This window comes from Thiomicrospira sp. S5 (assembly GCF_003991075.1).
Lineage (GTDB): Bacteria > Pseudomonadota > Gammaproteobacteria > Thiomicrospirales > Thiomicrospiraceae > Hydrogenovibrio > Hydrogenovibrio thermophilus.
Genome location: NZ_CP014470.1, coordinates 330,998 through 357,303 on the forward strand (window position 1 = coordinate 330,998; position 26,306 = coordinate 357,303).

Genomic DNA, 26,306 nt, shown 5'->3' on the forward strand with positions numbered 1-26,306 from the left:
AGTTCATAAGAAATCGCTAATTTATGATGTCTTTATCAACCATAAAAACTTCCCGCTTTCAGAACGGATTCTATGTTTGGAATTTTCAATGGAGATGGAAGGAAATTTACCTTGTTTCAATAGATATTAAGTAATTTCATTAGTAGAGAAAATATCTGAATGGAGCAGGGGAATCGAGTATTTTTTCTTGCTCTATGGCAAGGTTTCTAATCTGGATTTTCGATTCTTGTTTTCCCTTTTTTTCCTTTTAAAGTTAACCTTGTTTGATCCGTTTCTGGTGTCGGGGGTTTGTCTTTGTGAATTTCATCACGACTTTTTCAGCAGTTTTGCAGTTTGTCCATAAAGTTGGCTTATAAGTAAAGCTTCGAGTCTCTGTATATAAGTAATTGATGTTGAAGATTTTGTTGATCGATATATTCCGCAGAAAATGATGCAGCCATTGGTAATTTATATGAATGTCCTCTCGGTTCTGGGGTAAGCTGGAAGTTATTGCCTTTATTGTGACGAATACTTGCCTATGCGCCGCTTTTTCTCCCCAAAACTCTCGATTGTCTCTCTGGTTTTTATCGCCTTCAGTTTCAGTATTATCCTGTCGGTTTTTATTGTCGATACGTTGCTGTTTTCCGACCGTTCCAAAAGTGCGGCTCTGGATGAAGGAAAGCACGAGCTTTTGCTGCATGAGAGCGTTTTTCAGCAATTTTTTACCGAAAGCAGTAATTCATTGAAGGCTTTGCAATATTCGGAGAGTTTTCATCGTTATCTGAACGGTCAGTCTTCGGATATCAAAAGTGTCTTTTTGGCGTTGATCAACAGTAACTCGCAGATGATGCAGCTGCGCTATATCGACAAAAACGGTGTCGAACGCCTGAGAACCGAACGCTTGAGATTTCCGGGAGAAACCCCGGCGTGGATAGACGGGGCCGATTTACAGAATAAGGCACACCGATATTATTTTTCCGAGTCAAAGAACCGACCTCTAAATAAAGTCTGGTTTTCGGAACTGGATCTGAATATCGAGCACGGTGAAGTTGAAGTGCCGTTCCGCCCGACGGTGCGGGCTATGTTGCCATTGGAGAAAAACGGCCAGTTCGACGGCATTTTGATTATCAATTACTTTGCACAGTTTCTGCTGGATTCCCTGAAAGATGCCTGGGTGTTTGAGCATACTTTAGTGGATTCCAAAGGCTATCCTCTGGTGTATGACAAAGACATGAATCGCCACTAATTTACTAGACACTTCTTTGCCATTAGGAAAATGTCTTTTGCTCATTTTTAGCCAATCGGATTTCCAGTTTTTTATGGGGAATTAGGCAAAATAAGGTAAATTTTCTCCAATTTTCAAATGCGAGAATTGTGAAAAATTTGTTTATTTACGTCGGTTTATCTATGGTAATACAGGAAGAGCAAGGAGTGTGTGAAAAGATTTTCAATCGCTCTACCGACTGAGCTATGTGGCCGTATTTTGATTCGGCGTATTATAGAGAGGGGGTTCCAGGCTGTCAAATCTTATTTCAAAATTCTTCAAAAATATCTTGGGTGCCCAAATGGTGCCCATCCTGTGCCCAGTTTTTTTCGAATACGCAGAAAATGACATAAAGACCATTTTTGCGTATTTATTACTCAATCCTCATTATTCTCACTTTTTTCATAATGAAGAATGTCATTAGGAGTGCAACCAAATAAATCGCAAAGCTGATCTAATAAATCAATATCAATCCTCTTTGATTCATCCTTATATAGTAGATCAATGGCATTACGTTTTATACCTAGCTCTCTGGCGACATCAATCACTTTCATTCGCCTTTCACCCATTAAAACTGACAGTTTAGATTGGATCATAAATAACTCCAAATCAAATAAAGTTTGATAAAAGCATACTTTTTACATAAAAAACATACAAAAACTGTTGCAAATAAACTTTTAAGCACATAAAATCTGTTTTAAACGAACGTTGTTTGTTTTTTGAGCACTAAATTGCTTTTTATTAAACTGGAGATATTAACATGAATTTCACATATTTAACTACTGAAGAATTATCCGAACGCATTAAGTACAACGCAAGAACCATTCGTAATGAATTGAAAGACAGCGTACTTCTCGAAGGACGTCATTACATCCGACCATTTGGACAACGCAAGATTCTATTTATTTGGGAAAACATTGAAGAAGATATGGCCATGGCATCTTCTACTTCAGCTTTCTCTGTACCTATGGCTAGCGGCGGATACTGCATTTCTCATTAATTGAAGGAGTAAAGCATGGGTAGTATTAGAATGCGTAAAGAACAACTATTCTTTGATTTTAGATATCTTGGTATTCGTTGCCGAGAACAAACAACCCTTCCCGACACAAAAGCCAACCGTAAAAAGTTGACGATGATTATGGATCGTATCGAAGCTGAGATTACTTTGGGCACTTTTGTTTATGGCAAGTATTTTCCGAACAGTCCAATGGTGGAGAAGCTGGCTAAGTTGGAAGCTAAACAGGCTGGGAATTATAGGGAAACACCTTTATTCAAGGACTTTTGTGAGGAGTGGTTTTCTGAGATGGAGCCTTCCTGGCGGCAATCGACAGTATTTGGATAAACGGCTAAAACCGCATTTTGGAGAAATGGAGGTCAGCCAAATCACTAAGGCCGATATTCTTAAGTACCGTTCCAGCGTCGCCAAACAATCGGACGGTAGCTTAAAACCCAAAACCATTAATAAGTTCATCAAGTGCTTGAATATGATCATGAGCGAAGCGGCTGACCGTTTCAATTTTACGCCACCTCATTTGAATATCAAACCCCTTAAAGAAGAGAAGGTTCATATTGAACCTTTCTCTATTGATGAAGTGAACCTGATTCTGCAAAAAGTTCGTCCTGATTGGCGGGACTATTTATTGGTGCGGTTCTTTACGGGGATGCGTACCGGTGAGATAGATGGACTTAAGTGGGAGAATGTGGATTTCACTCGTAGTGAGATATTGGTTAGAGAAACCTATTCTTTAGGTAAGTGGGAATACACCAAGAATGATGGTTCAATCCGTTACCGAGGAGGAAGCCCTACTTGAATTAGATAAGTTTGAACAAAAATGGAAGGCTAAGTTTCCAAGTATCAGTAAGTCTTGGAGAAGAAAATGGGATAATGTTGCCACTTTATTCCTGTATCCAGAAGCGATTCGAAAAGTGATTTATACCACCAATACCATTGAATCACTTAACTCAGTAATTCGTAAATCCATTAAAAACCGTAAGATTTTCAATCATGACAATTCGGCATTTAAAATTGTATTTTTGTCGATTGAGTTAACCTCTAAAAAGTGGACAATGCCAATTAGAGATTGGAATTCTGCTATGAACCAGTTTATGATTATTCACGAAGATAGATTAGATAAGTATCTGTAAGAATTATAGCGAAGGAGACTAGTATGAGCTGTTGTTCCACGAGTGACGATTCTTGTTCAAAGCGGGCTGATAAGCTTACATGCCCTGTAAATAATAAGCTGTATCAAAGCGTATCTCCACTTACAGTACTTCATAACCTGCTAGCGCCTTGGAAAAATTTTTCCGCAGAGGTAACTTATTATTTTTGTGATGACCCTGACTGTGAAGTTATTTACTTTTCTGACTCGGGTTCAATTTTCAAAAAACCAGATATTCGAAGTCTGTTCAAGAATACGAAAGCAGATACTAATGATGACTTGATATGCTATTGTTTTGGAGTGTCTAAAACAGACTATTTAGATAACCCAGGAACTAGAGAATTTGTAGTTGAGCAAACTAAATTGAAACATTGCGCTTGCGAAGTTCAAAACCCTTCAGGAAAATGCTGTTTAAAAGATTTTCCTAAAGGAAGCTAGTTTTATTTTTTAACGGTGAGCATTTACACAAAATTATTTACAGGTTCGTATGAAAAACCCCACAATAAAAGGTTTTTAGAATCTTGTTACACTTTTCAATTGTCTTTTTTGATCTTAAAATCATTGTAAAGTGATGTCACTACAGCTGAAAATAAAAACTGGCTGTAATCTTTGTTAATACTCACAAGTGATGAAGTTATTCTGGCAGCTGTATCGGCAACAAACAACTCAATTAACTTACTTTGTTTGTACCTGCTAAGTTTACTTTTTTATAGTGCTATCTTTAAATAATTTTAGTTATCTAGGGCAACCCCGTATTTTTTAGATAAATATAAAAAATAAAACATATTTAAAAAATTAATTAGCATTTATTAGTTTAAACAACTAGAATCAAACCATATTTATCAAATAAGCGTTGCAATAAACATCATGTTTAAACGGTTTTTCCTTATCATTTTTATCTCACAAACTCTGGCATCAACTGCCTGGGGTGGGGTTTCTATGTCGGATTTTACCCATGTTGAAAAAACAAGAATGCAAATCATGCATCAAATGATGGATATAAACCCTGAAACAATGCAAGTTAATGCTGGCAAAATGAGTTCCATTGACAGTAGTATTATGCCTGCACAAATAAACGTTTCTGGAATGGATTGTTCCAATTGTGATGACAGTCAATGTCATAACTTACTTTGTTATTCCATTCACGCTGCGCCAATTTATTATTTTAATAACATTCCACAATGGCAATCTAGCCCCAATATTCAAACCGGTTACCCTACCTTGACAATCGCTGTTCGCGATTACGCAATAAAACCAGAAACCCCACCACCATCCGCTTAATCTCGGCAACTTTATTCACTAGAGCTCTCTTCAAAAATTTGGAAACGTTTATTGTTACGTATTCAATGACATATTGAAAAAACTCAGTCAATGACTTTGCCAAAACACTCAACTGCAAAACAAATCTGTTTTAAATTAATTGAATGTTTTAAGAGGTTAATCATGAATACATCAAATAAAAGCGTACAACCGCAACTGGGCCGACGCCAGTTTGTAAAAGGCATTGCTTTAAGCACCATTTCAGCTGCCATAGGATCTCATCTGCCTTCAGCTTGGGCTAAAGAAGAATTTTCAGCAATCGGTACAGGGAATTTGAACCCTAAACAGCCCGTTTTAATTGGACCTGAATTTGATTTAACTATTTCAGAAACCCCTGTCAATATTACAGGTTCTCCTGTCAAAGCAACCTTAATCAACAACTCTTTACCCGCCCCAACATTGGTTTGGCGTGAGGGAGAGACTGTAACCATTCGCGTAAAAAATACTTTGTCGGTTGATACGTCAATTCACTGGCATGGCATTATTCTTCCCTTTCAAATGGATGGTGTGCCGGGCTTAAGTTATGACGGCATCAAACCTGGTGAAACATTCACCTATCAATTTACTGTGCAGCAACATGGGACCTATTGGTATCACAGTCATTCCGAATTTCAGGAGCAAACCGGATTGTATGGAGCACTGGTTATTTTACCCAAAAAAGCAGACCCACTGGATTACAACCATGATTTCGTGATTCAGCTGTCAGACTGGTCAGACAGTGCGCCCGAGACCCTTTATTCAAACATAAAGAAAATGGGAGACTATTACAATTACAGCCAAAGAACGGTGGGTGACTTTTGGCATGAAGTCAAAACCTACGGCTTCTCCAAAGCATGGGAAAAACGGAAAATGTGGAACCAAATGCGCATGACAGACCGTGATTTATCCGATGTCACGGGAGCAACCTATACCTATTTAATGAATGGACTGTCGCCTAAAGCGCATTGGCGTACCGTCATTGAATCAGGCAAAAAAGTGAGATTACGATTTGTAAACAGCTCTGCAATGACTTTTTTTGATGTCCGTATCCCGGGCTTAAAAATGACAGTGGTTGCAGCAGATGGAAATTTAGTCCAACCGGTTGAAATTGACGAATTCCGTATTGGCGTTGCCGAAACTTATGACGTCATTGTCGAACCGGATACGTCGAAACAGGCTTATGCAATTTTTGCACAAGCAATTGACCGCTCTGGCTTCGCTATGGGTTCGATCACATCGGATCCGACTCAATTAGCCGACACGCCTGAAATGGACCCTTTACCCATCTTAAGCATGACCGATATGGGCATGAAAATGGACATGGGTTCCACGTCACACCCAATGAATATGGATGGTGAAATGGAAGGAATGAACCCTTCATCTCAATCAATGGACATGAGTAACGGTTCCCAGAGTATGAAACATTCTGATCATAATTCGATGAATGGAACGAAGCATGATATGAGTTCCATGCAACAACAAGACTATGGCCATGCTTTGGCTATGGAGAAAAGCCAAATGGGGATGGATGTCAGCAATGTTGACCATTCCAAGCATGCTCATGGAATGGATAACATGAACGTGAATCTGGATGATATTACGATTCCGATGGACATGAACCCTCAGTTACCTCAAATAAAAACACCTTCAGCAGAGGGTGCTCAAATTGGTATGAGAGCAATGGCTCCTCAATATAGGCTGGATGATCCGGGGGTCGGACTTAGAGAAAATGGCCGGAAGGTTTTGACATATGCCGACCTAAAAAATCGCTTCCCGACCCGTCATGACCCGAAACCGACCAAGGAGCTGGTTATGCATTTAACCGGAAATATGGAGCGTTACATGTGGTCGATAAATGGCATTCCTTTTGAAAAGGCCGAACCACTTAACTTTCAATATGGTGATCGAATTCGTATTACCTTTATTAATGACACGATGATGAATCACCCTATGCACCTTCATGGCGTTTGGAGTGACCTTGAAACGGGAGATGAAAACCATATTCCCCGTAAGCACACAGTCATTGTCCAGCCTGGCTCTAAAATAAGTTATCGAGTCACCATGGACGCAAAAGGCGACTGGGCTTATCACTGTCATTTGCTTTATCACATGATGGGAATGTTCAGAAAGGTACAAATCCGATAATCATGTTTAAAGAACCAACCCTATTTGAAGGAAGCATCATGAATACACATATTAAGAAATTACCGATAGTATTATTACTTTTCACATCAACTTACAGCCATTCCTCTTTTGCGCTAAGCGAATACGATCCTTTGTTGGCGGGCTTAAGAGTCAATCAGCTTGAAAAATCCACCCAACAAGGTGAGCCGTTATCCTGGGATGCATCAGCCTGGGCTGGAAAAAACTGGCATAAGGTTTACCTAACCTCGGAAGGGGAATCATCAAATGGTTCGACCGAATCCGAAAATCAGTTGTTATACAGCACCCCTGTTGAAAGGTTTTGGGATTTGCAGGCGGGGATAGGCTATGACGAAACCCCCGAAAACAGCCAAACTTGGGGAGTAGTTGGTTTTCAAGGCTTAGCACCTTACTTTTTTGAAATAAATTCAAGATTACTTGTTAATGACAAGAATGCAGGGTTCCGCTTGGATGCAGAATATGAAGCGCTATTCACACAACGATTGATTTTAACTCCTAGTCTTAAATTGAATGCCTATACATCAGATGATAAAAAAATGGGGATTGGGTCAGGCTTATCGTCTACAGAATTGGGGATGCGGCTACGTTATGAATTTAGTCGAAAGTTTGCACCCTATATTGGTGTGAAATGGAACCAGGCTTATGCAACAACGGCTGATTATAAAAAAGAGGAAGGTGCTAAAACATCAGAGACCAGCCTTGTGGCAGGACTGCGTTTTTGGTTTTAACACTTAACAACAAGAGAAAGTCAAAATAGACTTTCTCTGTTTTAAATCAAGGAATATGACATGAAGTTATTGGTTTTAATATTAACAAGTTTGAACCTATTTGCTTGTTCTTCCAAAGACGATCTCTCTGAAGCCAGCCAAAACACAAAACGTTGGTATTCATCAAGTGATGTCAAAATAGGACAGCACCTCTTCAAACAGCATTGTGCTGTCTGTCATGGAGAAGAAGCTCAAGGGCTGGCCGCCGACTGGAAGCAACCACTCGTTGATGGCAGTTACCCTGCTCCACCTCTCAACGGAACCGCGCACGCATGGCACCATTCTCTCAACGGACTTAACAGAACTATTTTACAAGGTGGAATTCCACTTGGCGGAACAATGCCGGCTTTTAAGAATAAATTAACACCGGAAGAACGGCTACAAGCCATCGCTTATTTTCAAAGTTTCTGGTCGAATAAAATCTACCAGGCCTGGCTAGAAAGAGGAGGGTTAAAAAATGACCGCTAACAATCAATCCTCACAGCGTACGACAGGAGAAAATATGAACAGACGACAATTTATCCAAAAAAGCCTGATTGGGCTGACGCTCCTTCCTCAGGCAGGCAATGCCATGGGAACGTTACTTGGCGGGGTTGGACAGGACGATTTTATCCATCCTGTTTTTCCTAAAGTGGACTTTTACCTTCCGGATTTAGAACAGGGTCAACCTCTTAATGGAAAGCAGCGCTTTACATTAACACTGCAACAGGGAAAAACGAAGATCCTGCCCGATGTCACGACTCAGACCATTGGCATCAATCAAGATTTTTTAGGCCCCGTCATTCGGATCAAAAAAGGCCAAAAGCTTCGCATGGAAGTCACCAATCAACTGAATGAAGTGGCGGCACTTCACTGGCATGGCATGATTTTGCCTGCAACAGAAGATGGCGGGCCTCACCAACCCATCTCCCCCGGAAAAACCTGGATAGCCGAATGGGACGTGATTAATGAACCCTCCACATTATTTTACCATTCACACACGCACCAACATACCGGATCCCAAGTTTGGCGTGGTTTAGGCGGACAGATGCAAGTGGTTGATGAAGAACGCGATGCCGAACTGGGGCTGCCTCATGAATATGGAATGGATGATTTCCCGGTCATACTCATGGATCGCGCTTTTGACGAAACCGGAGAATTCATCTACAGCAATGAACGGATGAACAAAATGCAAGGCATGCACGGCGACACCATGCTGGTGAATGGCCGAGCCAACTCCGTTTTACGTCCTCAAAAAGATCGTATTCGTTTAAGACTGCACAATGCTTCCAATGCACGTTTTTACGATTTGGTGTTTTCAGACAAGCGTTCTTTTCAAGTCATTGCAGGAGACGGCGGTTTATTGGAAACACCACAAACCCTCAACCGCCTTCGATTATCGCCAGCAGAACGCGCCGAAATTCTGGTTGATCTTTCCGATCACCAACCCGTCTCACTAAAAACCCTAGCGGGTTATGGAAACTTATCGATGGGGATGGGCGGCATGATGAGAGATACATCAAAGCTTGATCAAGACTATGATTTATTTCACATCGACCCCAGAAAATCCGAAGCAACTAAACCCTCGATGATTGAGCGTTTAATCCCATTACCTGACTGGTCCAATGTCGAAATAGCGCAAACGCGAACCATGAATTTAGAAATGCAAATGGGACCTAGAATGATGTTTGGTTCAGGTGGTTTTACAATCAATGGACAAGCTATGCAAATGGAGGTAATAAATGAACGTTTAACCGCCAATAGCTTTGAAATATGGCACCTTAAAAACCCATCAATGATGCATCACCCTTTTCACATTCATAACACTCAATTCAAAGTCTTGGATCGAAATGGCCAAGCGCCTTATCCATGGGAACAAGGATTAAAAGATACAGTGACTGTTCATCGCGATGAAACAGTTCGCATATTGTTACCGACTGGTCCTTATTATAACAATCAAGAACCTTATATGTACCACTGTCACATCTTAGAGCATGAAGATGCGGGAATGATGGGACAATTTATCGTAACAACTTAAAAGGAGAACACTATGTTTAATTACGATCATACTTGGGGATTCATGGGAGGCGGAATGTGGTTACTCTGGTTAATTTTCATTATTGTTATATTTTTACTAATAAAAAACTTCAACACATCTTCCAATTCTGCTTCAGAACAAAATGAAACCGCTTTGGATATTTTAAAAAAACGATATGCCAAAGGCGAAATAACAAAAGAGGAATTTGAAGAGCAGAAAAAAACACTGCACTCTTAGAGCGGAATCAAATCCAAATAAAAATCCAGGTCGAATTTAAGCAGGCCTGGTCAATATTTAGATTTCAATCTAATAATCGTTAGTTAAGGTTCAATATTTTATTAGGTACATTTTAGACAAAGGAAGAGATATGTTTTTTCAAGTAGAAAGTCACAAAACATTTGAGCAGGCAGTGGTGGATTTGGAAGCCGCTGTTAAAAATCATAATTTTGGTGTGTTACACATCCATGATTTAGGAGCCACTTTACGAAGTAAGGGTATTGAGTTTAAGGATGAATGCAAAATTTTTGAAGTATGTAACCCTGTTAAGGCCGTGGAGGTTTTAGCAATCGATATGCGTTTGAATATGGCACTCCCCTGCCGTATCTCTGTTTTTACAGAAAACAACAAAACCTTTATTGGCATGATTGAACCCTCCGAAATGCTCGGCTTATTATCAACAGATGAGGCCTTAAATAAAATCGCAAAAGAGGTTGAAAAGCAATTAATCCAAATGATTAATGAAGCGAAATAACATCATTGATTAGAGAGTGTATATCATAGTGGGATAGACACTCTAAATCGATATATTGGAGATAGAATGACAAATCAAGCCTTAAAAGTAACTGAATCGCCACTAATTTAGAGTGCTGCTATAAGTAAAAAATATACGGGGCCTTTAGAGGATACTTTGCCATTGGAGATAAGTCTTTTGCTCATTTTTTACCTTATTAAATTTCCATTTTTTATGGTGAATAAGGTAAATCTAAAGCAATTAATGCAAAACATTAAACGCAAAAAGTCAGTATAAGATGTTGATTTAAGTAAGTTTAAATAAGCTTAGGTAAGGGAGGAAAGGAGTGTGTGAAAAGATTTTCAATCGCTCTACCGACTGAGCTATGTGGCCTGAATTAATTCGGCGTATTATAGAGATGCCCCAAGGCGCTGTCAAACCTTTATTTTAAAATTATCGGTGTTGTTTCGATTATTTGGGTTTTCGGCTGAAACGGCTTGCGGTTTGGGCATTTTTTCAGGCATCGAGTTGCACGAATTGATGGCGGTTGATGGCCAATTTTTTGAGGCGCGATGTCAGGGTGGTGGGTTTCATTTTCAACAATTTGGCGGCGCCGTCATCACCGAACACTTTTCCGTTACAGCACTTCAGGGCTTTGATGATGTTCTGTTTTTCCAGTTCCAATAATTCGTCACGGGTTTGAATGACAATCGGGGCGCCGTCGGAATCGTTCGGAGTGTTGGTCGCGGTGTCGTTCAAGCGCGGTAGGTTGAGTTCCAGTTTCTGGTCGTGACTGAGAATGACGGCGCGTTCAATGACGTTGACCAATTCGCGAATATTGCCAGGCCAGGCGTAACCTTGCATTTTCTGGATGTGCCCCAGTGTTAGCTTGCGTTCCGGTTTGCCGAATTTCTGGCAAGCGATTTTCAAGAAGTGATTGGACAGCAGAGGAATGTCTTCAATCCGGTCGCGCAACGGAATCGATTCGATGGGGAATACATTGAGCCGGAAATAGAGGTCTTCGCGGAACGTCTGGTCTTGAACCGCCTGTTTTAAATCCCGGTTGGTGGCGGCGATGATGCGAACGTCCACGGAGCGAGTTTTGGAATCGCCGACGCGCTCGAATTGCTGTTCTTGCAATACGCGCAACAATTTACTTTGCAGTTCCATCGGGATTTCCCCGACTTCGTCGAGAAACAGTGAACCGCCGTCGGCCAATTCGAAGCGCCCGGCGCGGTCGTTGACGGCACCGGTGAAGGCACCTTTGATGTGGCCGAAAAATTCGCTTTCAAACAGTTCCCGTGGAATGGAAGCGCAATTGACGCGAATCAGCGGACGGTTTTTGCGGCCGCTGGCTTCGTGGATGGCGCGGGCAATCAGTTCCTTGCCGGTACCGGATTCGCCGCTAATCAGGACGTTGGCGTTGGTGGGGGCGACCAGGTCGATTTGCTGGATGATTTTGTGGATGGCGGCGCTTTGGCCGACGATTTCTTTGTAGTTGTGTTCGGCGCGGTACTCTTCCTGTAAATAGGCATTTTCCATTTCCAGGCGCTTTTTCAGGGTTTGCACTTCGTTGAGTGCGGCGTGCAGCTTTTCTTCCGCCAGTTTGCGTTCGCTGATGTCGCGGAAAATCACCACCGCGCCGACCAGGCGGCCATTGTCGATAATCGGCGTACTGGTGTATTCCACCGGAATGGGTTTACCGTCCTTGCGCCAGAAGAATTCGTTTTCGATATGACGCACTTCGCCGTCGCGAAAAGCGGCGTAGATGTGGCAATCCTGACCTTCGTACTGGCTGCCGTCGCTGTGGCTGTGGTGAATCATGGCGTGCATGTTCTTGCCGTTCAGTTCGCTGGCCTTCCAGCCGAGAATGCGCTCGGCGGCCGGGTTGACGAAAGTGGTGTCGCCTTTGGCGTCGACGCCGTAAATGCCTTCCCCGGCGGCTTGTAAAATCAGTTGGTTTTCGCGTTCAAATTCCCGGAAGACATTTTCGATGGTCTTCCATTGCTCCAGGCCTTCACGGTGCAGTTTGTTGGCTTCGGAAAGCTGTTGCTGTTCGCGTTTTTTCTTGCGCAGAATCAAGCTGATGGTGACCGGCGAGTTGTGTCGAATCAGAACGGCGGTGGTTTCCAGGTCCAGGCAGTCTCTCCCGTTGATCAGCAGTTGCAGTTCATCGCTCCAGGCCTGGCCGTTTTCGAGGGTTTCTTCGGTAAAGACCACCAGTTTGGCCAGGCTGGGACGAAACAGTTCGGAAACCGAGGTTTTTTGCAGGGATTGGAAGCTTTGAGCCAATAATTCGGTCGCGGCGCGATTGCTGTGCAGGACACGATTGTTGATGGGGTCAATCAACAGCATGGCATCCGGGCTTTGATGAAACAGGGTCTGGTATAAAAACGGCGAAATCATGGATTCAGCAGTCCAATTGGGTTTGATAAGGGCTTATAAACAATAAACAGACCAAAGTACGAAATATCGTATTTAAGGGTATGAAATCTCGTAATTGAACGAAATTTAATCGCATTTTTTTGTTAGGGAAATGGTGCTAAAAATCTGTTAAAACAACTGGTTATTTCAGTTTTGTGTGAATGGCATGACCGATGCTGTAATAGCGGTAACGTTTCTGGGTCATCTGGGCGACGTTTGTCGGATGCACTAATAAAGAACATTCTTCAACTCAAAATCGTGCGAGGTATTTTGTATGTCATTTAAAAGCTTGAGTGATCCGTTTAACCCGAATAAAAGTTTATTGCATAAGTCCGATTGCGACTGCCCGGTCTGTCAGACGGAAAAGTCTGGTTCGTATCTGTCCGATTACGAAAAACAGGAGATGATCGAACGCCGAGTCGATGAGGAATATGGTGCCAGCACGTCTCACAGTGGCCATGTCGAAGCGCAAGATCCGGCCTTGACGTCGTCCGAAGACATTATCGACCGAGCGGTAGAAAGTGCCGTAGTGCGTGAAGTGTTCGGCCACAACGAATTCAGCCGTCGCTCGTTTTTGAGCATGATCGGCGCCGGTACCGCCGCCGCGGCCTTGAGTTCGGTTTTCCCGATGGAAGAAGCCAAAGCCGCCATGAAAGAAACCATGGGGCTGGGCAAGTTGGAGAAGAAAAAACTCAATATCGGTTTCGTGCCGATTACCTGTGCGACGCCGATTATCATGGCGCATCCGATGGGATTCTATGAGCGTTACGGCTTGGATGTGGATGTCATTAAAACCGCCGGTTGGGCGGTGGCGCGTGACAAGTCTCTGGCCGGGGAATACGACGCTTCCCACATGCTGACGCCGATGCCGTTGGCGATGTCGATGGGGGCCGGTTCAACCGCCAAACCGTTCCTGATGCCGACGGTCGAAAACATCAACGGTCAAGCCATCGTGCTGCACAACGACCACAAAGACAAGCGTGACCCGAAACAGTGGAAAGGGTTCAAATTCGGGGTACCGTTTGAATACTCCATGCATAACTTCCTGCTGCGTTATTACGTGGCCGAATTCGGGTTGGACCCGGATAAAGACATTCAAATCCGTGTGGTGCCACCACCGGAAATGGTGGCGAACCTGCGTGCCGGTAACCTAGACGGTTATTTGTCGCCGGATCCGTTCAACCAGCGTGCGGTTTGGGAGAAAGTCGGCTTTATCCACATGTTGACCAAAGACATTTGGGAAGGGCATCCATGCTGTGCTTTCGCGTGCAGTAAGGAATTCGCAATGGAGAATCCGAATACATACGGCGCTTTGCTGCGCTCCATTGTCGATGCCACCGAGTATTCCGCCAAACCGGAAAACCGTAAGGAAATCGCCGAGGCCATTTCGCCGAAAAACTACCTCAACCAACCGGTGCCGGTGGTGAATCAGGTCTTGACCGGGCGTTATGCCGACGGCCTGGGATCCGTCATGGACGTGCCGGATCGTATCGACTTCGACCCCTTCCCATGGCATTCGATGGGGGTCTGGATTCTGACGCAAATGAAGCGTTGGGGCTACGTCAAAGGCGACATCGATTACAAGAAAATCGCCGAAGAGGTCTATCTGGCGACCGACACCGGTAAGGTCATGAAGGAAATGGGGTATGAGCCGCCAACGGAAACTTATTCCAACTACATGATCATGGGGAAAGAGTTCGACTACAACAGACCTGAAGAGTACATCGAAAGCTTCAAGATCCGTCGAACTTAATTAGAAAGAACAAAGGTGTTTTTATGCTGACTGGATTAAGAGTCAAATCAATACTGTTATCCATCGTGATTTTGGTGGTGTTGCTTGGCATCTGGGAATGGACTAACCAGGCACCAACCGACACCAAGCCACTCACGGAGTACGAACTGCTGATGGGCGGTGCCTCGCAAGAGGCGCGGGTGCCGCCGCCGTCGGAAGTCATTAAGCTGGGCTATGAAGAACTGAGTGACCCGTTCTACGATGCCGGGCCGAATGACAAGGGCATTGGCATTCAGTTGGGGTATTCCATTTACCGGGTGCTGGTCGGCTTCTTTTTTGCGGCCCTTATAGCGATTCCGGTCGGGTTCCTGATCGGGATGTCCCCTTTGATGTACAACGCCTTGAATCCGTTTATTCAAGTTCTTCGACCGATTTCGCCGCTGGCGTGGATGCCTCTGGCGTTGTTTGTGATTAAGGATTCCGAAATCTCGGCGATTTTCGTGATTTTCATTTGTTCCATCTGGCCGATGTTGCTGAACACCGCCTTCGGTGTCGCCAATGTCCGTAAAGACTGGGTAAATGTCGCGAAAACGCATGAACTGAGTCCGCTGAAAACCGCCTGGTTGGTGATTTTGCCGGCCGCCGCGCCGACGATTCTGACGGGGATGCGTATTTCCATCGGGATTGCCTGGTTGGTGATCGTGGCCGCGGAAATGTTGGTCGGTGGGACCGGTATCGGTTACTACGTCTGGAACGAGTGGAATAACCTGGATTTATCCAGCGTGATTTTCTCGATTCTGATGATTGGCGTGGTCGGTATGGTGCTGGATATGATTCTGGCCTATGCCGGACGCTGGATTTCATACCGGGAATAGGAGGACTTAATGGGACATTTTTTAGAAGTACAAGGGTTAAAGAAAAGTTATCCCGGTGAAGGAAAAGCGCCGGATGCGGTGATTTTCGATCACGTCAATTTCAATATTGAAAAGGGTGAGTTCGTTTGCGTCATCGGTCACTCCGGTTGCGGTAAATCGACCATTTTGAACATCCTCGCCGGTCTGGACGAGGCGAGTGACGGTTTTGTGTTCATGAACGGGCGCGAAGTGGCCGGGCCAAGTTTGGACCGCGGCGTTGTGTTTCAGAACTATAGTCTATTGCCGTGGCGCACCGCGCTTCAAAACATTATGTTTGGGGTGCAGGCACGCTGGAAAGACTGGTCGAAAGACAAGGTTGCCGAACACAGTCGTAAATATTTGGAGCTGGTCGGTTTGAAAGGGGCGGAAAACCGTAAACCGGCGGAGTTATCCGGCGGGATGCGTCAGCGGGTCAGTATTGCTCGCGCCTTCGCCACTCAGCCGCAGTTACTGTTGTTGGATGAACCTTTTGGGGCGTTGGATGCTCTGACGCGTGGCGTGATTCAGGAAGAGCTGATCAAGATTTGGAGTGAATCCAAACAGACGGTGTTCATGATTACGCACGACGTGGACGAGGCCATTTTATTGTCGGACCGCATTCTGTTGATGTCGAACGGGCCGAAAGCTCGAGTGGCCGAATCGGTCGAAGTGACGATTCCGCGGCCGCGGAACCGCACCGACATTATCCATCACGACGATTACTATACGATTCGTAACCACCTGGTCGACTTTCTGGTCAACCGTTCCAAGGAACTGTCCGGCGAGAAGGTCGATGCGTCCGAACAGGATCAGCCGACGGTGGTGAATTTAGCCAGTTAAAAGAGGAGAAAACTGATGATGACAAAAATCGAAATGACCGAGGCCATTATTCTGGCCAAAAGCGAAAAAGGGGCTTCCTGGGGCAGTATTGCGGAAGCCGCCGGTTTGAGTGAAGTGTTTGTTACGTCCGCCTGTTTGGGGATGAACAGCTTGAAACCGGACGTTGCGGACAAGGTAGCCGCTTATCTGGGATTGGACGCCAGTGTGTCGGCGGCTTTGCAAGCGTTTCCAATGAAAACCTGGGAAAAGGCGGTGCCGACCGATCCATTGATTTATCGTTTGTATGAAATCGTGGGCGTTTACGGGCCGACTATGAAAGAGTTGATTCACGAAAAATTCGGTGACGGCATCATGAGCGCCATCGACTTTTCCATGGACATCGATAAGGAAGTGAACCCGGCCGGTGATCGCGTGGTGATTACCATGAACGGGAAGTTCTTGCCATATAAGGCTTGGTAAGTTTCGTTTTTACTGTTTGTTTATTCTTTCCATTATAAAAAAGCCCGGAATATCCGGGCTTTTTTCGTTGGCACCAATGTTTTTACAGTTTGATGGCGTTCATGGTTTTTTGCAGTTCTTGCGCTTTGCCGGTCATGGTTGCACTGAGCTGCGCTGACTGGTCGGACAGTGCCGCGTTTTCCTGCGTGAATTGGTCCAATTGCGACACCGCTTGATTAACCTGTTCGACACTGCTCATTTCTTGGTCGGCCGCGGCACTGATTTCGGTGACGATGGTCGCCAACTCGTCAATGGTTTGGTTGATTTCGTTTAACGATTGCGCGGATTGTTCCGAGAGCTGTTGTCCGCGGTTAACCGAGGCCAGGTTTTTCTCCACCAGTTCTTTAATGTCATTGGACGATTGGGAGGCGCGTAACGCCAAAGAACGCACTTCACCCGCCACCACGGCAAAGCCGCGGCCATGCTCACCGGCACGGGCCGATTCCACTGAAGCGTTCAAAGCCAGCAGATTGGTTTGGAAGGATATACCGTCGATGATTTGCACAATGTCGGCGATTTTCTGGCTGGCCGCACTGATTTCATTCATCGCTTCCTGGCTTTGATTGGCAATGTCACTGCCTTGTGCCACGTGTGATTTCACCTGGTTCCCCAGTTGCATCGCGGTTTTGGATTCTTGCGCCGTGTTGCGGATGGTGTGGGTGAGTTCTTCCATGCTTGAAGCGGTTTCTTCCAAGGAAGCCGCTTGCTGTTGGGTGCGGGCATTCAGGTTCTGGTTGTCTTGGCCGAGCGCTTGCATATTATCGACCACCGAGTCGGCGGTTTCGGCGGTTTGAATCAGTATCCGGTGGAGGTTGTCCATCGCCTGGTTGATGCCTTGTTTTAGGCTCTCCAGGTCGCCACTGTACTGGTTTTGAATCTGCTGGGTTAAGTCGCCTTGTGAGAAAGCGTTCATGCTTCGGTTGATGTCGCTGAAAGCCTTGTCCAAAGCGGAGACCGAATCGTTGACTGTGGCTTTCAGTGCTTCTAAATCGCCCGGCAGGGTTTGGTCGACACGATACGAAAATTGCCCATTGGCCATAAAGAACATCACGCGAGTGACTTCGGCCAGCGCGCTTTTCAATGTCATCATCGCTTGAACGCTGTTTTGCACGATTTTTTGATGCTGCGGCATCAGATTGTCGGACAGGGCGTCTAGGTGCTGAGACAAGGAAATGTCGATCCCCACCACCCCGACGACGGTGCCGTTATCGATGATCGGTGTGACCACACTGGTGATGAGGAATTCGTCGTCGCCGACCGGGTACATATAGGGCTCGACAATTTGCGGCTGGCGTGTCTGCAAGGGTTGCAGGTAAAAATCGCCCAGGCCTGAGACTTCGTAATCCACCAGCGGTTCCAACGCCATCTGGTCGCCGGAACGCCCCCAAAACGGCATAAAGCGTCCGGTGGCATCGTGCCAGTCCTTGGATTGAAATTTTGTGTCCTGGCCGTCGTAGGCATTCGGCTCCCAGCCGCTCCAGCAAGCCAGAAACGTCGGGTTGTCTTTCAGGTGTTCCTGAATGCGGTTCAAGGCGGTTTCGCGGTCGGCGCCTTGTTTGTGCAAGGCCAGCAAGTCGTCCGCCATCTTTGCCACCACGGTTTGGGCGGTTTGGATATCTTTTTCCGCTTTTGCCAACGTCAATTGCCCGCCAAAGTCGGCGGATTGGATCGCTTCAATGACGTCGCTCATGACCTGGTCGGCGCGTTGGTTTTGTCGGGTCAGGTCATTCAGTTCGGTGACAACCTTTTCCGGCAAGCCCTGTTCAGCGAGAGTGTCGGTTTGACCCGTCTTGAAAGCTTCCAGCAAGACTTCGTAATCCTGATTGGAACTCGGCACTTCGACGAGCGCGCGTAGCTGGTTCTGCAAACCGCTGGGAAGGTCCGCGGAGGCCTCCCGATCTTTCAGTAAATCAGCGATAAAAGCTTGTTGGTGCGACAGGAGTTTTTGATAAAAGATGGCGACCGACACCAGTCCGACGGCCAAGGCTGCCGGTACCAGTCCCCAGGGGCTGAGGTCAGGATTATTGACATACAAGGCCGATATCAAGGCTCCGAGTAGAAGGTTGATGAAGACGATTCCAACAAACGTTATGCGCATTTCAGTTCCTAATAAAAATGTTAGACAGATTTCAAGAAAGTTCCTATGGGTTAAAACAAGTTCTTTGTAGTATAAAAGCAATTTTTGTTCTGATTAGGAAAAACAGTTAAAAATAAAAGAGATAGTGATGTTATCAAGCAAAATGGATTTTTATTTGTTACAGGGTTGCACCAATTTTGGGTGAACGAATGATGGACGAAAACGGCCAGGCCTGGTCATTTTTCGGAGATGAATTGGTCGGTTTTTGAGGGTGTTTTTAGAAAAAAAGATGCGAAATTTTCTGAATGAGGCCTTAAAAGCGCCCTTAAGATTAGAATACTCTTATATAAGAATATTATTAAATTAAGTTATCTTATGGTGATAAAAAATTAATATTTATTAGTTATATCAATTGGTTAGTTGGTTTTTTTTGAAGCTAGAAAACCTATTAAAAAACGCTTATCTTTCTATTAAAAGTTTTGCTTATGAAAAGTTATTAATTTTATTGCATGGTAAAAGTCCTTACGTTTAAATGGAAAAACGCCGAAATCGGCAGCACTCTAAATTTGACAAAAAATCAAGGAAGATAAATATGTTAGTAAAAACCAATACGTCAAAATCTACGATTGAACAATCATTGAATAAAAAGCTCAAAAAACAAAAAGGCGCTACCATGATTGAATATGCCGTTGTTGTGGCGGCTGTGGCCGGCATCGCGGCCCTAGTCTTTCAAGCTGATACTTCTACAGGCATGGGTAAGGCGGTTAATGATATTGTCACTGAAGCGGCAACACAGGCTAAAAATTCAATGGGCGGCGGCGACTAAGCGGCTTGCATGAAACCGCTTAAATTTCAAAAAGGGGCTTTGATGATTGAGGCGGCTTATCTGCTGCCTTTTATGATGATTGCGTTGTTGGCCGTGGTGGATTTGATCGGCTATGTGGCTGATCGACTGTCGGCCAATGATGTCATGGCCGATGCCTATCAGTTGATGATGAATCAGGCCAATGCGCAGGCGATTGACCCTGATCTCACATTGAATACGGTGACATGCCAAGCTCACAAAGTCGAACTGAATTCAGGTGGGGCCGAAACCTTCATTAAGGATGGCTTTACCGGGCTGTTTGACGGCTTGGATAAAAGCGCTGTGAATGTGGATATTCAAAAGCAACCGGGCGAGTCGCCCTCAACCTATATCTTCAAAGCCCAATTTCCCTCGCAAACGTTATTCCTGCCGGAGGCGTTCGCTCAGAGCTTTCCAGTGAAAGCCAAACTGATTATCAGTTTTGATTTGAGCTGCTAAAAGACATTTGTCTGTCTGATTGAATCGGTTTGAGATTCAAGCGGAGGTCTTTTGGTGCAATACAGAGATTCTAACCATTATGAAAATGCAACGAAGCGATTTCGTGCTGTACGGAACCTCGCTTTTGGCGGCCGTATTGGCGATTGGCCTGGTGTACGGTTACGTTGAAAGCCGGGTTTCGGAAGCGAAATCTCAAGCCAAAGTCAAAACCATTACCGTGGTTGAAAAGCCGGATATGCGCTCGGTCGTCGTGGCGAATCGGGAGCTGTATCGCGGTGAAAAAATCGAAGCCGACGACATTAAAGTGCTGATGGTGCCGACAGAAGGTTTGTTGGTGAATGGCGTGGTCACGCAACCGGAAAATGTGGTCGGACGCGTGGCCAAACAGCACATTTATGTGGGCGAATGGCTTTTGGATCAAAAGGTCGGGTTGGAAGGCCAGTCCGATAAAAGTGTGGAAGCCATTCTGGAGCCGGGACGACGTGCGATACGCTTGCCGGTTTCCGCGGAAAGCGGTCTGCTGGGAATGTTGAACCCCGGCGATCACGTGGATGTCATCAGTGTGTTTGAAAGCGCGGACGGCAAGCGCATGATCAGTCGAACCATTTTGCAAAACATTGAGGTGCTGTCAATTGGGCAAACCAACCGAATGGGGTATCTCAAAGAAGAGCAAGCTCAAAAAGAGCAAAAAAATCATCAAGGTGAGGCATTTGTCAAAGAATCGATGGTGGCCCTGAATGTGGATACGCTCCAAGCGGAACAATTGACGCTCGCCATGAATGTCGGTGCGGTGCATCTCGCTTTGCGGGGCGCGGCAGACGTTAAATTGGTGGAAACCGACGGCGTCAATGTCAAAGTCATCGAGCGCAGTCGTCAGCGTCCGCCTAAGTTTAAACCGAAATCACGCCGTGAAGTCATCCAAATTATGCAGGGTGATCAGGTGCAAGAGGTAATTACACAATGAAACCGAGAAGCGACTATGGCTTTTTGAAGACAGGCGTTTTAGCGGCTTGTTTGGGGATGATGATTTTTCCATCCCAGTCCCAATCTGCAGCCTTGGCTAAGACCTATGATTTAACCGAAACCGACAGTCAGATTATCAAATTTGATAAGAGTTTGAAACGCGCGTTGATTGCCAACCCGGATTTGGCCACCGTTAAGGTGCTTAGCAAAAATGAGTTGCTGATTACCGGACGAGGGGCTGGGCGAACGCAATTAATTGTCACCTATCGGGATACGCCGAAAGTAGACCATAAGGTGGTCTTGAATGTGGCCCCGGATCAATCGCGTCGAGAAGAAATTGAATCCACTTTGACGGGGTTGCTAAAAGATTTGAACCCGGAAGGCGGGGTGCGTTTTCAACTGAAAAATGTCTGGTTGCAACCGGAAACCGCCGTGCGCCGTCAGGTGGATGAAATCGGCACTCAGTTGGACGAGGATGCCTCGGCACCGAATATGCGCCGTCAGGATCAAGAAGTGCTGCAAGCGGCACAAACCGCAGGCAGTTTCGGTGCCCAGCCGTTGGCCGGAAATTATATGGTGCTGTTAAGTGGTGAAGTGCCGAATGACGCACAACGAAGCCGTATTCAATCGGTGGTGTCGGCCTTGGGGTTGAGTGTGGTGAATATGATTAAGGTCACGGGGCCGCAGCAGATTAAGTTGTCGGTGCGTGTGGCTGAAGTGGTGAAGGGCAACCCCTTCCGCAGTGGCGTGGCCATGCGCAGTAAAAAAGATACGTTTGGCTTATTTCCACCCGGTAACCTGGGAACGAATGCCAACTTTCTTCTGAATGTGGATAAGGTGGCTTCCGGCACGCCCGCCAGTTTGGCCTTTCCATTTTCGGATGGTTTTCAAATTGGGATCAACCCACGTAACGGGAATATTTTCGGAGTTTTATCCCTTTTGGAAGGCAATAACCTGGCGCGCGTTCTGGCCAAGCCGGAGCTGATTGTGCAATCGGGTGAAACGGCCGATTTCCTGGTCGGTGGTGAAGTGCCGATTCCGGTGTCCCAAAACGAAAACACCATCACGGTGGAGTATAAAGAGTTTGGGGTGCGGCTACGTTTCAGTCCGGTGATTACCGAGTCTGGCCTGATTCAAATGACGGTGGCACCGGAAGTGAGCAATATCGATGAAAGTGCCGGCTCGCAAAATGGTTCCATTATTGTCCCCGGTTTTCGATCGCGCCGTGCTTCCACAACCATTACGCTGGCGGACGGTCAAAGCTTTGTCATTGGGGGCTTAATTCAAGACAACTTGCGCACGTCCATTAATAAGATTCCGTTATTGGGCGATATTCCGATTCTGGGCGCTTTGTTCCGTTCAACAAGTTACGACAAAGATCAGACGGAGTTGGCGATACTGGTGACACCGGAGTTTGTTCAGCCGATTGAGAAAGGTCAAAAGGTGTCGTTACCGGGCGAGCGTTTAACCCGCCCAAGCGCCACTGACGGTTTCTTTATGGGCAAAGTGGCTGACTTGTTGCCGGAAGGTGAAAGCGCTTTACCGGAATTGGATGTGAAAGTTGGATTGGAGAAGCCCTAATGACAAATTCAATAACAACACACGGCATTGCGCAAAACCAAGCCATTTACATTGGGTCTGATGAGGATATTTTGGAGGCGGTTAAGGTCTCGATTGCCTCGAAATATTCATTGGAGGCGGTCAGCGAAGTGCCGCATGTGTGGCCGGAAGATGTCAGTTTGGCGTTATTGGAATTTGATGGTGATGTGGACGTGGCTTTGGAGCGTATTAATAGCGTATTGACTCTCGGTAAAGGGGTGTCGCTTTATGTGCTGTTAAAGCGTAAAAATGTGGACTTTATCATTGAGGCAAACCACCAGGGCGTGCAAGGGTTTATCGAGTGCCCCGGTGAAGTGTTGCATATTCTGTCCATTCTGCATATGCAGGATCGACGTCGGCAGGGAAAAAACGGCAATGTATCGTCTTTTTTCAGTTTAAAAGGTGGCGTGGGCTGTACGGCACTCGCCACCAATCTGGCGTCGCACTTGACAGAGTTGACTGATGGCCGAACCGTCCTGGTGGACTTGAATATGCCGTTGGGGGATACGTCTTTGTATTTGAATATGGAAAATCAACGTCTCTATTCTTTGACGGACTTTGTCTATAACCTGAATCGTTTTGATGAAAATCTGATTTATAAATCCTTATCCCGTCATGAATCCGGGTTATATGTGTTGTCGTTACCGTCGGAAGTCAGTGAGTTGGATAATCTGAATGGTGAATTAATCAAGACCATCATTCATTCTTTGCGACGCTATTACGACCATGTGGTCATTGATTGCGCCAGTGATTTGTCGGATTTGACACTGAGTTGTTTGGATGAGTCCGATAATATCGTATTGGTTGCAGAGCCGTCACTGTCCTCTTTCCGCGCCGTAAACACCGCCATTAAACTCACTCAGACACTGGGTTATTTAAAAGACTCTTTAAAATTGGTTTTGAACCGGAGTGCCAGCCAGCAGGACGAAATGTTGGAGGAAATGGTTAAAGATATGGATGTGGATACGGTGGTGCGCGTATCCAACGATTATCGCGCTTTTAATGATTCGTTGAAAGAAGGGCGTTTACTTAAGGATTCTCACGCGGATTCGATAGCCAATTTTCAACTGCACAGCTTGGCTAACCTATTACATAATGGTGCGTCTTTACCTGAAATGGAAGCTCAGGCCGAAAATGTCAAACGGTCAAAGCAAAACCGTTGGTGGCCAGTATTGAAACAGCGCATGTTCAAACGAATGGGTGAGCCGAAAACAAACGGTAGCTTAAATGAAAAGTCAGTGGTGTCGTAAATGGGAATTCGAGAGCGTTTACACCAAGCTGAGCAGCACCGGAAGTTGCAGAATGAATTGGCCACCAAGGAATCGTTACCGAAAGTGCGGCCAAGTGGATTGAAAAAAGACACAGACCTTAAACAAAGCAATAGCTTTCAGGAAATTAAACATCGTTGCCAGAAAAAAGCCACCGAAGACGATGCTTTTTATCAGGCGGATAGCCAGGAGACTCGTCAGGAATTGCGCCCGCGTTTGGAAGAGTTGGTGCGTGAAGTGGCGGCGGATATGGGGTATCCCTTATCGGATGTCGAAGTGCGCCAGCTCGGTGTGGAATTGCTGGATGAAATCTATGGTTTGGGGCCAATTGAACCCTTATTGGCGGATAGCTCTGTTTCGGATATTTTAATAAACGGCTATAACCAGATTTATGTGGAACGAAACGGACAGCTGGAACTCACGGATGTGCGTTTTATCAGTGAAGAGCATTTGCGCAACAAGGTGGATCGGATGCTTTATACCACCGGTCGACGTGTGGATGAATCCTCGCCGTTAGTGGATGCCCGTCTACCGGATGGCTCACGTATTAATATCATTATCCCGCCTTTGGCGGTGGACGGCATTAGCGTGTCGATTCGACGTTTCCCCGAAAAGCATTTGCGTGCTAAAGACATGATTGCGTTTGGCGCCATGACGGAGCAGATGTTTCTGTTTTTGGATTATGCCGTTAAAGCGGGTTTGAATGTTTTGGTGTGTGGCGGAACGGGCTCGGGTAAAACCACCACCTTGAATATGCTCTCGGGGTTGATTCCGGAAAATGAACGCACCGTGACCATTGAGGACAGTGCCGAATTGCGTATGCAGCAGTCGCATGTGGTGCGTTTGGAAACGCGTCCACCGAATGCCGAAGGCGCCGGGGAAGTAACACAACGCGAATTGTTGAAAAATGCGCTGCGAATGCGGCCAGACCGGATTGTTCTGGGGGAAGTGCGTGGCGGCGAAGTGCTGGACATGCTTCAGGCGATGAACACCGGGCATGATGGTTCGTTGGCAACCTTGCACGCAAACAGTCCGAGGGACAGCATTGCACGTTTAGAGCTGATGATTAACCTCAGTGGGGTCGATATTCCGGCGCAGTCGATTCGAAAACAGATTGCCAGTGCCATTGATTTGATTATTTATGTTAATCGCGGTAAGGACGGTAAGCGGCGAATGGAATCCGTGACCGAAGTGGTCGGAGTGGAAGAGGATAATGTCGTTCTGCAGGATATTTTTGTCTTTGAAAACCAAATCGATAAAGGAACGAATCAAATCAAAGGCGCTTTCCGTGCCACAGGGTTGCGTCCAGGGTGCGGTAAGAAATGTGAGGCCATGGGCTTGGCTTTACCGGCGGAATGGTTTGAATTCCGTCAAGAGGTGGTGGCATGAGCTGGGGGTTTGTCGGCGTTGCGCTGGTGTTGATGTTGCCGTTTATTTTATTTGTGGTGGCGAAACAGACGGAGCGTCGCCAGGAACATCAACAGGCGCTTAATCGACTTAAGTTTCGGGTTGGATTTGAATTGGCGACCAAAGAGGAACAGAACCTTCCTTGGTGGCAGGCTTCCGACAATGGTTTGTGGCTTTGGTTAAAAAGCCAATTTAAAAAGGCCGGGTTGACGGATCGAAAAGCGTTTATCAGTTTAGTGGCGTTGCAGTTTGTCTTGCTATTTGTCAGTGCCTTTTTCCTGGCGACGCAATATTCGGTGTTAAATGAAAAAACGTTGTTTGTTCTTTTGCTATTGCCGTTTCTGCCGGGAATTTATCTCTTGTTAAAAATACGTCAGCGTCAAAAGCAATTGCGGAGCGACTTCCCTGAAATGTTGGATAACACCGTTCGGGCTTTGCAATCGGGTTACAGCATCGACGGGGCTTTAGCGTCGGTGGCTGAAGACATGAAAGGCCCGTTGGCGGACGAGTTTCAAGAAGTCAACAAGCAACTGCAGTTAGGCATCAGTATGCGGGATATTCTGCGAGAGTTTCAATCTCGTGTGGCCTTGCAGGAAGCGCAGTTTTTTGTGATTACGTTGATTATTCAGCGGGAAACGGGTGGGCAGCTGTCGGCGATTTTGACCGAGTTGTCACGTCTGATGCGCCGGCGGGAGCAATTTCAGGCCAAGCTGAAAACCATGACGGCCGAGTCGCGCTTTACCGCTTGGTTTATCGGTGGCGCTCCGGTCGCATACATTCTTTATAAATATTTGTTTGATCCTGAATCCATGACGTTTTTTTTGCAGGATTCCTTGGGGATTAAATTATTTATTTTGTCGCTGGCGTTGATTGGCACAGGCACCTTGATTTTAAAGCAGATGCTGACCATGAGGTTTTAAC

At 45.7% G+C, this 26,306-nt stretch carries 26 protein-coding genes and 1 pseudogene; 24 read left to right on the top strand and 3 right to left on the bottom strand.

All coding sequences use genetic code 11. The features are described 5' to 3' along the window. The first annotated feature begins 517 nt into the window (after positions 1–517). Positions 518–1,225 carry a cache domain-containing protein gene (locus AYJ59_RS01520; protein ID WP_029939056.1) on the top strand — a complete coding sequence of 236 codons (708 nt, stop codon included), beginning with the start codon at positions 518–520 and terminating at the stop codon, positions 1,223–1,225. A 395-nt stretch (positions 1,226–1,620) separates the two neighbouring features. Here AYJ59_RS01520 and AYJ59_RS01525 read toward each other — a convergent pair whose 3' ends face one another. Continuing rightward, positions 1,621–1,839, bottom strand: coding sequence for a helix-turn-helix domain-containing protein (locus AYJ59_RS01525; protein WP_029939055.1), 219 nt, complete (start codon positions 1,837–1,839; stop codon positions 1,621–1,623). Between the two features lie 164 nt (positions 1,840–2,003). Here AYJ59_RS01525 and AYJ59_RS01530 point away from each other — a divergent pair, with 164 nt between their 5' ends. The 12 genes and pseudogenes from AYJ59_RS01530 (at position 2,004) to AYJ59_RS01580 (ending at position 10,402) form a co-directional block, all read left to right on the top strand. Continuing rightward, positions 2,004–2,243 carry a hypothetical protein gene (locus tag AYJ59_RS01530; RefSeq protein WP_081836853.1) on the top strand — a complete coding sequence of 80 codons (240 nt, stop codon included), beginning with the start codon at positions 2,004–2,006 and terminating at the stop codon, positions 2,241–2,243. Positions 2,244–2,258: 15 nt separating this feature from the next. Continuing rightward, positions 2,259–2,585: an Arm DNA-binding domain-containing protein gene (locus tag AYJ59_RS13000; protein WP_051673456.1), complete on the top strand. Its 327-nt coding sequence runs from the start codon at positions 2,259–2,261 to the stop codon at positions 2,583–2,585. Then, the gene (locus AYJ59_RS13005; protein WP_051673455.1) at positions 2,578–3,054 is read left to right on the top strand and encodes a site-specific integrase; all 477 of its coding nucleotides are present in this window, start codon (positions 2,578–2,580) and stop codon (positions 3,052–3,054) included. Before AYJ59_RS13000 ends, AYJ59_RS13005 begins: the two co-directional genes overlap by 8 nt. Then, positions 3,023–3,388 (top strand): annotated as a pseudogene (locus AYJ59_RS01540) (transposase); the annotation flags it as partial. The gene AYJ59_RS13005 and the pseudogene AYJ59_RS01540, both read left to right, overlap by 32 nt. 23 nt (positions 3,389–3,411) lie before the next feature. Then, the gene (locus AYJ59_RS01545; protein WP_164730718.1) at positions 3,412–3,843 is read left to right on the top strand and encodes a putative iron-sulfur cluster-binding metallochaperone; all 432 of its coding nucleotides are present in this window, start codon (positions 3,412–3,414) and stop codon (positions 3,841–3,843) included. A 501-nt stretch (positions 3,844–4,344) separates the two neighbouring features. Beyond that, positions 4,345–4,686: a hypothetical protein gene (locus AYJ59_RS01550; protein WP_127119120.1), complete on the top strand. Its 342-nt coding sequence runs from the start codon at positions 4,345–4,347 to the stop codon at positions 4,684–4,686. Positions 4,687–4,848: 162 nt separating this feature from the next. Next, positions 4,849–6,849, top strand: coding sequence for a copper resistance system multicopper oxidase (locus AYJ59_RS01555; protein WP_029939053.1), 2,001 nt, complete (start codon positions 4,849–4,851; stop codon positions 6,847–6,849). Between the two features lie 38 nt (positions 6,850–6,887). Continuing rightward, on the top strand, positions 6,888–7,595 hold the full coding sequence (locus tag AYJ59_RS01560) for a copper resistance protein B (protein WP_029939052.1): 708 nt from the start codon (positions 6,888–6,890) through the stop codon (positions 7,593–7,595). 60 nt (positions 7,596–7,655) lie between these two features. Further along, complete coding sequence (locus AYJ59_RS01565) at positions 7,656–8,102, top strand: c-type cytochrome (protein WP_029939051.1); 447 nt, start codon at positions 7,656–7,658, stop codon at positions 8,100–8,102. After that, entirely contained in the window at positions 8,092–9,651 is a 1,560-nt protein-coding gene (locus tag AYJ59_RS01570) for a multicopper oxidase family protein (protein ID WP_011371523.1), read from the top strand. The genes AYJ59_RS01565 and AYJ59_RS01570 overlap by 11 nt, the downstream gene beginning before the upstream one ends. A 12-nt stretch (positions 9,652–9,663) precedes the next feature. Then, positions 9,664–9,888 carry an SHOCT domain-containing protein gene (locus AYJ59_RS01575; protein WP_011370998.1) on the top strand — a complete coding sequence of 75 codons (225 nt, stop codon included), beginning with the start codon at positions 9,664–9,666 and terminating at the stop codon, positions 9,886–9,888. Positions 9,889–10,018: 130 nt separating this feature from the next. Next, positions 10,019–10,402, top strand: a complete 384-nt coding sequence (locus AYJ59_RS01580; protein WP_011371522.1) for a DUF302 domain-containing protein — start codon at positions 10,019–10,021, stop codon at positions 10,400–10,402. A 495-nt stretch (positions 10,403–10,897) separates the two neighbouring features. Here the strand turns inward: AYJ59_RS01580 and AYJ59_RS01585 are convergent, their stop codons facing one another. Then, positions 10,898–12,787 (bottom strand): sigma 54-interacting transcriptional regulator, encoded by a 1,890-nt coding sequence (locus AYJ59_RS01585; RefSeq protein ID WP_051673454.1) that lies wholly within the window; start codon positions 12,785–12,787, stop codon positions 10,898–10,900. Between the two features lie 292 nt (positions 12,788–13,079). On the opposite strand from AYJ59_RS01585, the gene AYJ59_RS01590 reads away from it, so the two are divergent. The 4 genes from AYJ59_RS01590 to cynS are packed head-to-tail and all read left to right on the top strand — an operon-like array spanning position 13,080 to position 16,729. Then, positions 13,080–14,558, top strand: coding sequence for an ABC transporter substrate-binding protein (locus AYJ59_RS01590; protein ID WP_127119121.1), 1,479 nt, complete (start codon positions 13,080–13,082; stop codon positions 14,556–14,558). A 23-nt stretch (positions 14,559–14,581) separates the two neighbouring features. Continuing rightward, a complete protein-coding gene (gene ntrB / locus AYJ59_RS01595) occupies positions 14,582–15,412 on the top strand; it encodes a nitrate ABC transporter permease (RefSeq protein ID WP_225972333.1) in 831 nt (276 codons plus the stop codon). A gap of 9 nt (positions 15,413–15,421) precedes the next feature. Next, the gene (locus tag AYJ59_RS01600) at positions 15,422–16,270 is read left to right on the top strand and encodes an ABC transporter ATP-binding protein (protein ID WP_127119122.1); all 849 of its coding nucleotides are present in this window, start codon (positions 15,422–15,424) and stop codon (positions 16,268–16,270) included. A 15-nt stretch (positions 16,271–16,285) separates the two neighbouring features. After that, positions 16,286–16,729: a cyanase gene (cynS, locus tag AYJ59_RS01605; protein ID WP_029939046.1), complete on the top strand. Its 444-nt coding sequence runs from the start codon at positions 16,286–16,288 to the stop codon at positions 16,727–16,729. A gap of 82 nt (positions 16,730–16,811) precedes the next feature. Here the strand turns inward: cynS and AYJ59_RS01610 are convergent, their stop codons facing one another. Then, positions 16,812–18,866: a methyl-accepting chemotaxis protein gene (locus AYJ59_RS01610; RefSeq protein ID WP_127119123.1), complete on the bottom strand. Its 2,055-nt coding sequence runs from the start codon at positions 18,864–18,866 to the stop codon at positions 16,812–16,814. A 571-nt stretch (positions 18,867–19,437) separates the two neighbouring features. Between AYJ59_RS01610 and AYJ59_RS01615 the strand changes: the two genes are divergently transcribed. From AYJ59_RS01615 to AYJ59_RS01645, 7 genes are all read left to right on the top strand, one after another. Then, positions 19,438–19,671 (top strand): DUF4244 domain-containing protein, encoded by a 234-nt coding sequence (locus AYJ59_RS01615; RefSeq protein WP_127119124.1) that lies wholly within the window; start codon positions 19,438–19,440, stop codon positions 19,669–19,671. Positions 19,672–19,680: 9 nt separating this feature from the next. After that, positions 19,681–20,148 carry a hypothetical protein gene (locus AYJ59_RS01620; protein ID WP_127119125.1) on the top strand — a complete coding sequence of 156 codons (468 nt, stop codon included), beginning with the start codon at positions 19,681–19,683 and terminating at the stop codon, positions 20,146–20,148. 79 nt (positions 20,149–20,227) lie between these two features. Next, positions 20,228–21,112: a Flp pilus assembly protein CpaB gene (cpaB, locus tag AYJ59_RS01625; RefSeq protein WP_127119126.1), complete on the top strand. Its 885-nt coding sequence runs from the start codon at positions 20,228–20,230 to the stop codon at positions 21,110–21,112. Next, a complete protein-coding gene (locus tag AYJ59_RS01630) occupies positions 21,109–22,692 on the top strand; it encodes a type II and III secretion system protein family protein (protein WP_237260356.1) in 1,584 nt (527 codons plus the stop codon). The genes cpaB and AYJ59_RS01630 overlap by 4 nt, the downstream gene beginning before the upstream one ends. Next, a complete protein-coding gene (locus tag AYJ59_RS01635; protein WP_127119127.1) occupies positions 22,692–23,960 on the top strand; it encodes an AAA family ATPase in 1,269 nt (422 codons plus the stop codon). The genes AYJ59_RS01630 and AYJ59_RS01635 overlap by 1 nt, the downstream gene beginning before the upstream one ends. Further along, the gene (locus AYJ59_RS01640) at positions 23,961–25,367 is read left to right on the top strand and encodes a CpaF family protein (protein ID WP_127119128.1); all 1,407 of its coding nucleotides are present in this window, start codon (positions 23,961–23,963) and stop codon (positions 25,365–25,367) included. After that, the gene (locus AYJ59_RS01645; protein WP_127119129.1) at positions 25,364–26,305 is read left to right on the top strand and encodes a type II secretion system F family protein; all 942 of its coding nucleotides are present in this window, start codon (positions 25,364–25,366) and stop codon (positions 26,303–26,305) included. Before AYJ59_RS01640 ends, AYJ59_RS01645 begins: the two co-directional genes overlap by 4 nt. The last annotated feature ends 1 nt before the right edge of the window (position 26,306 follow it).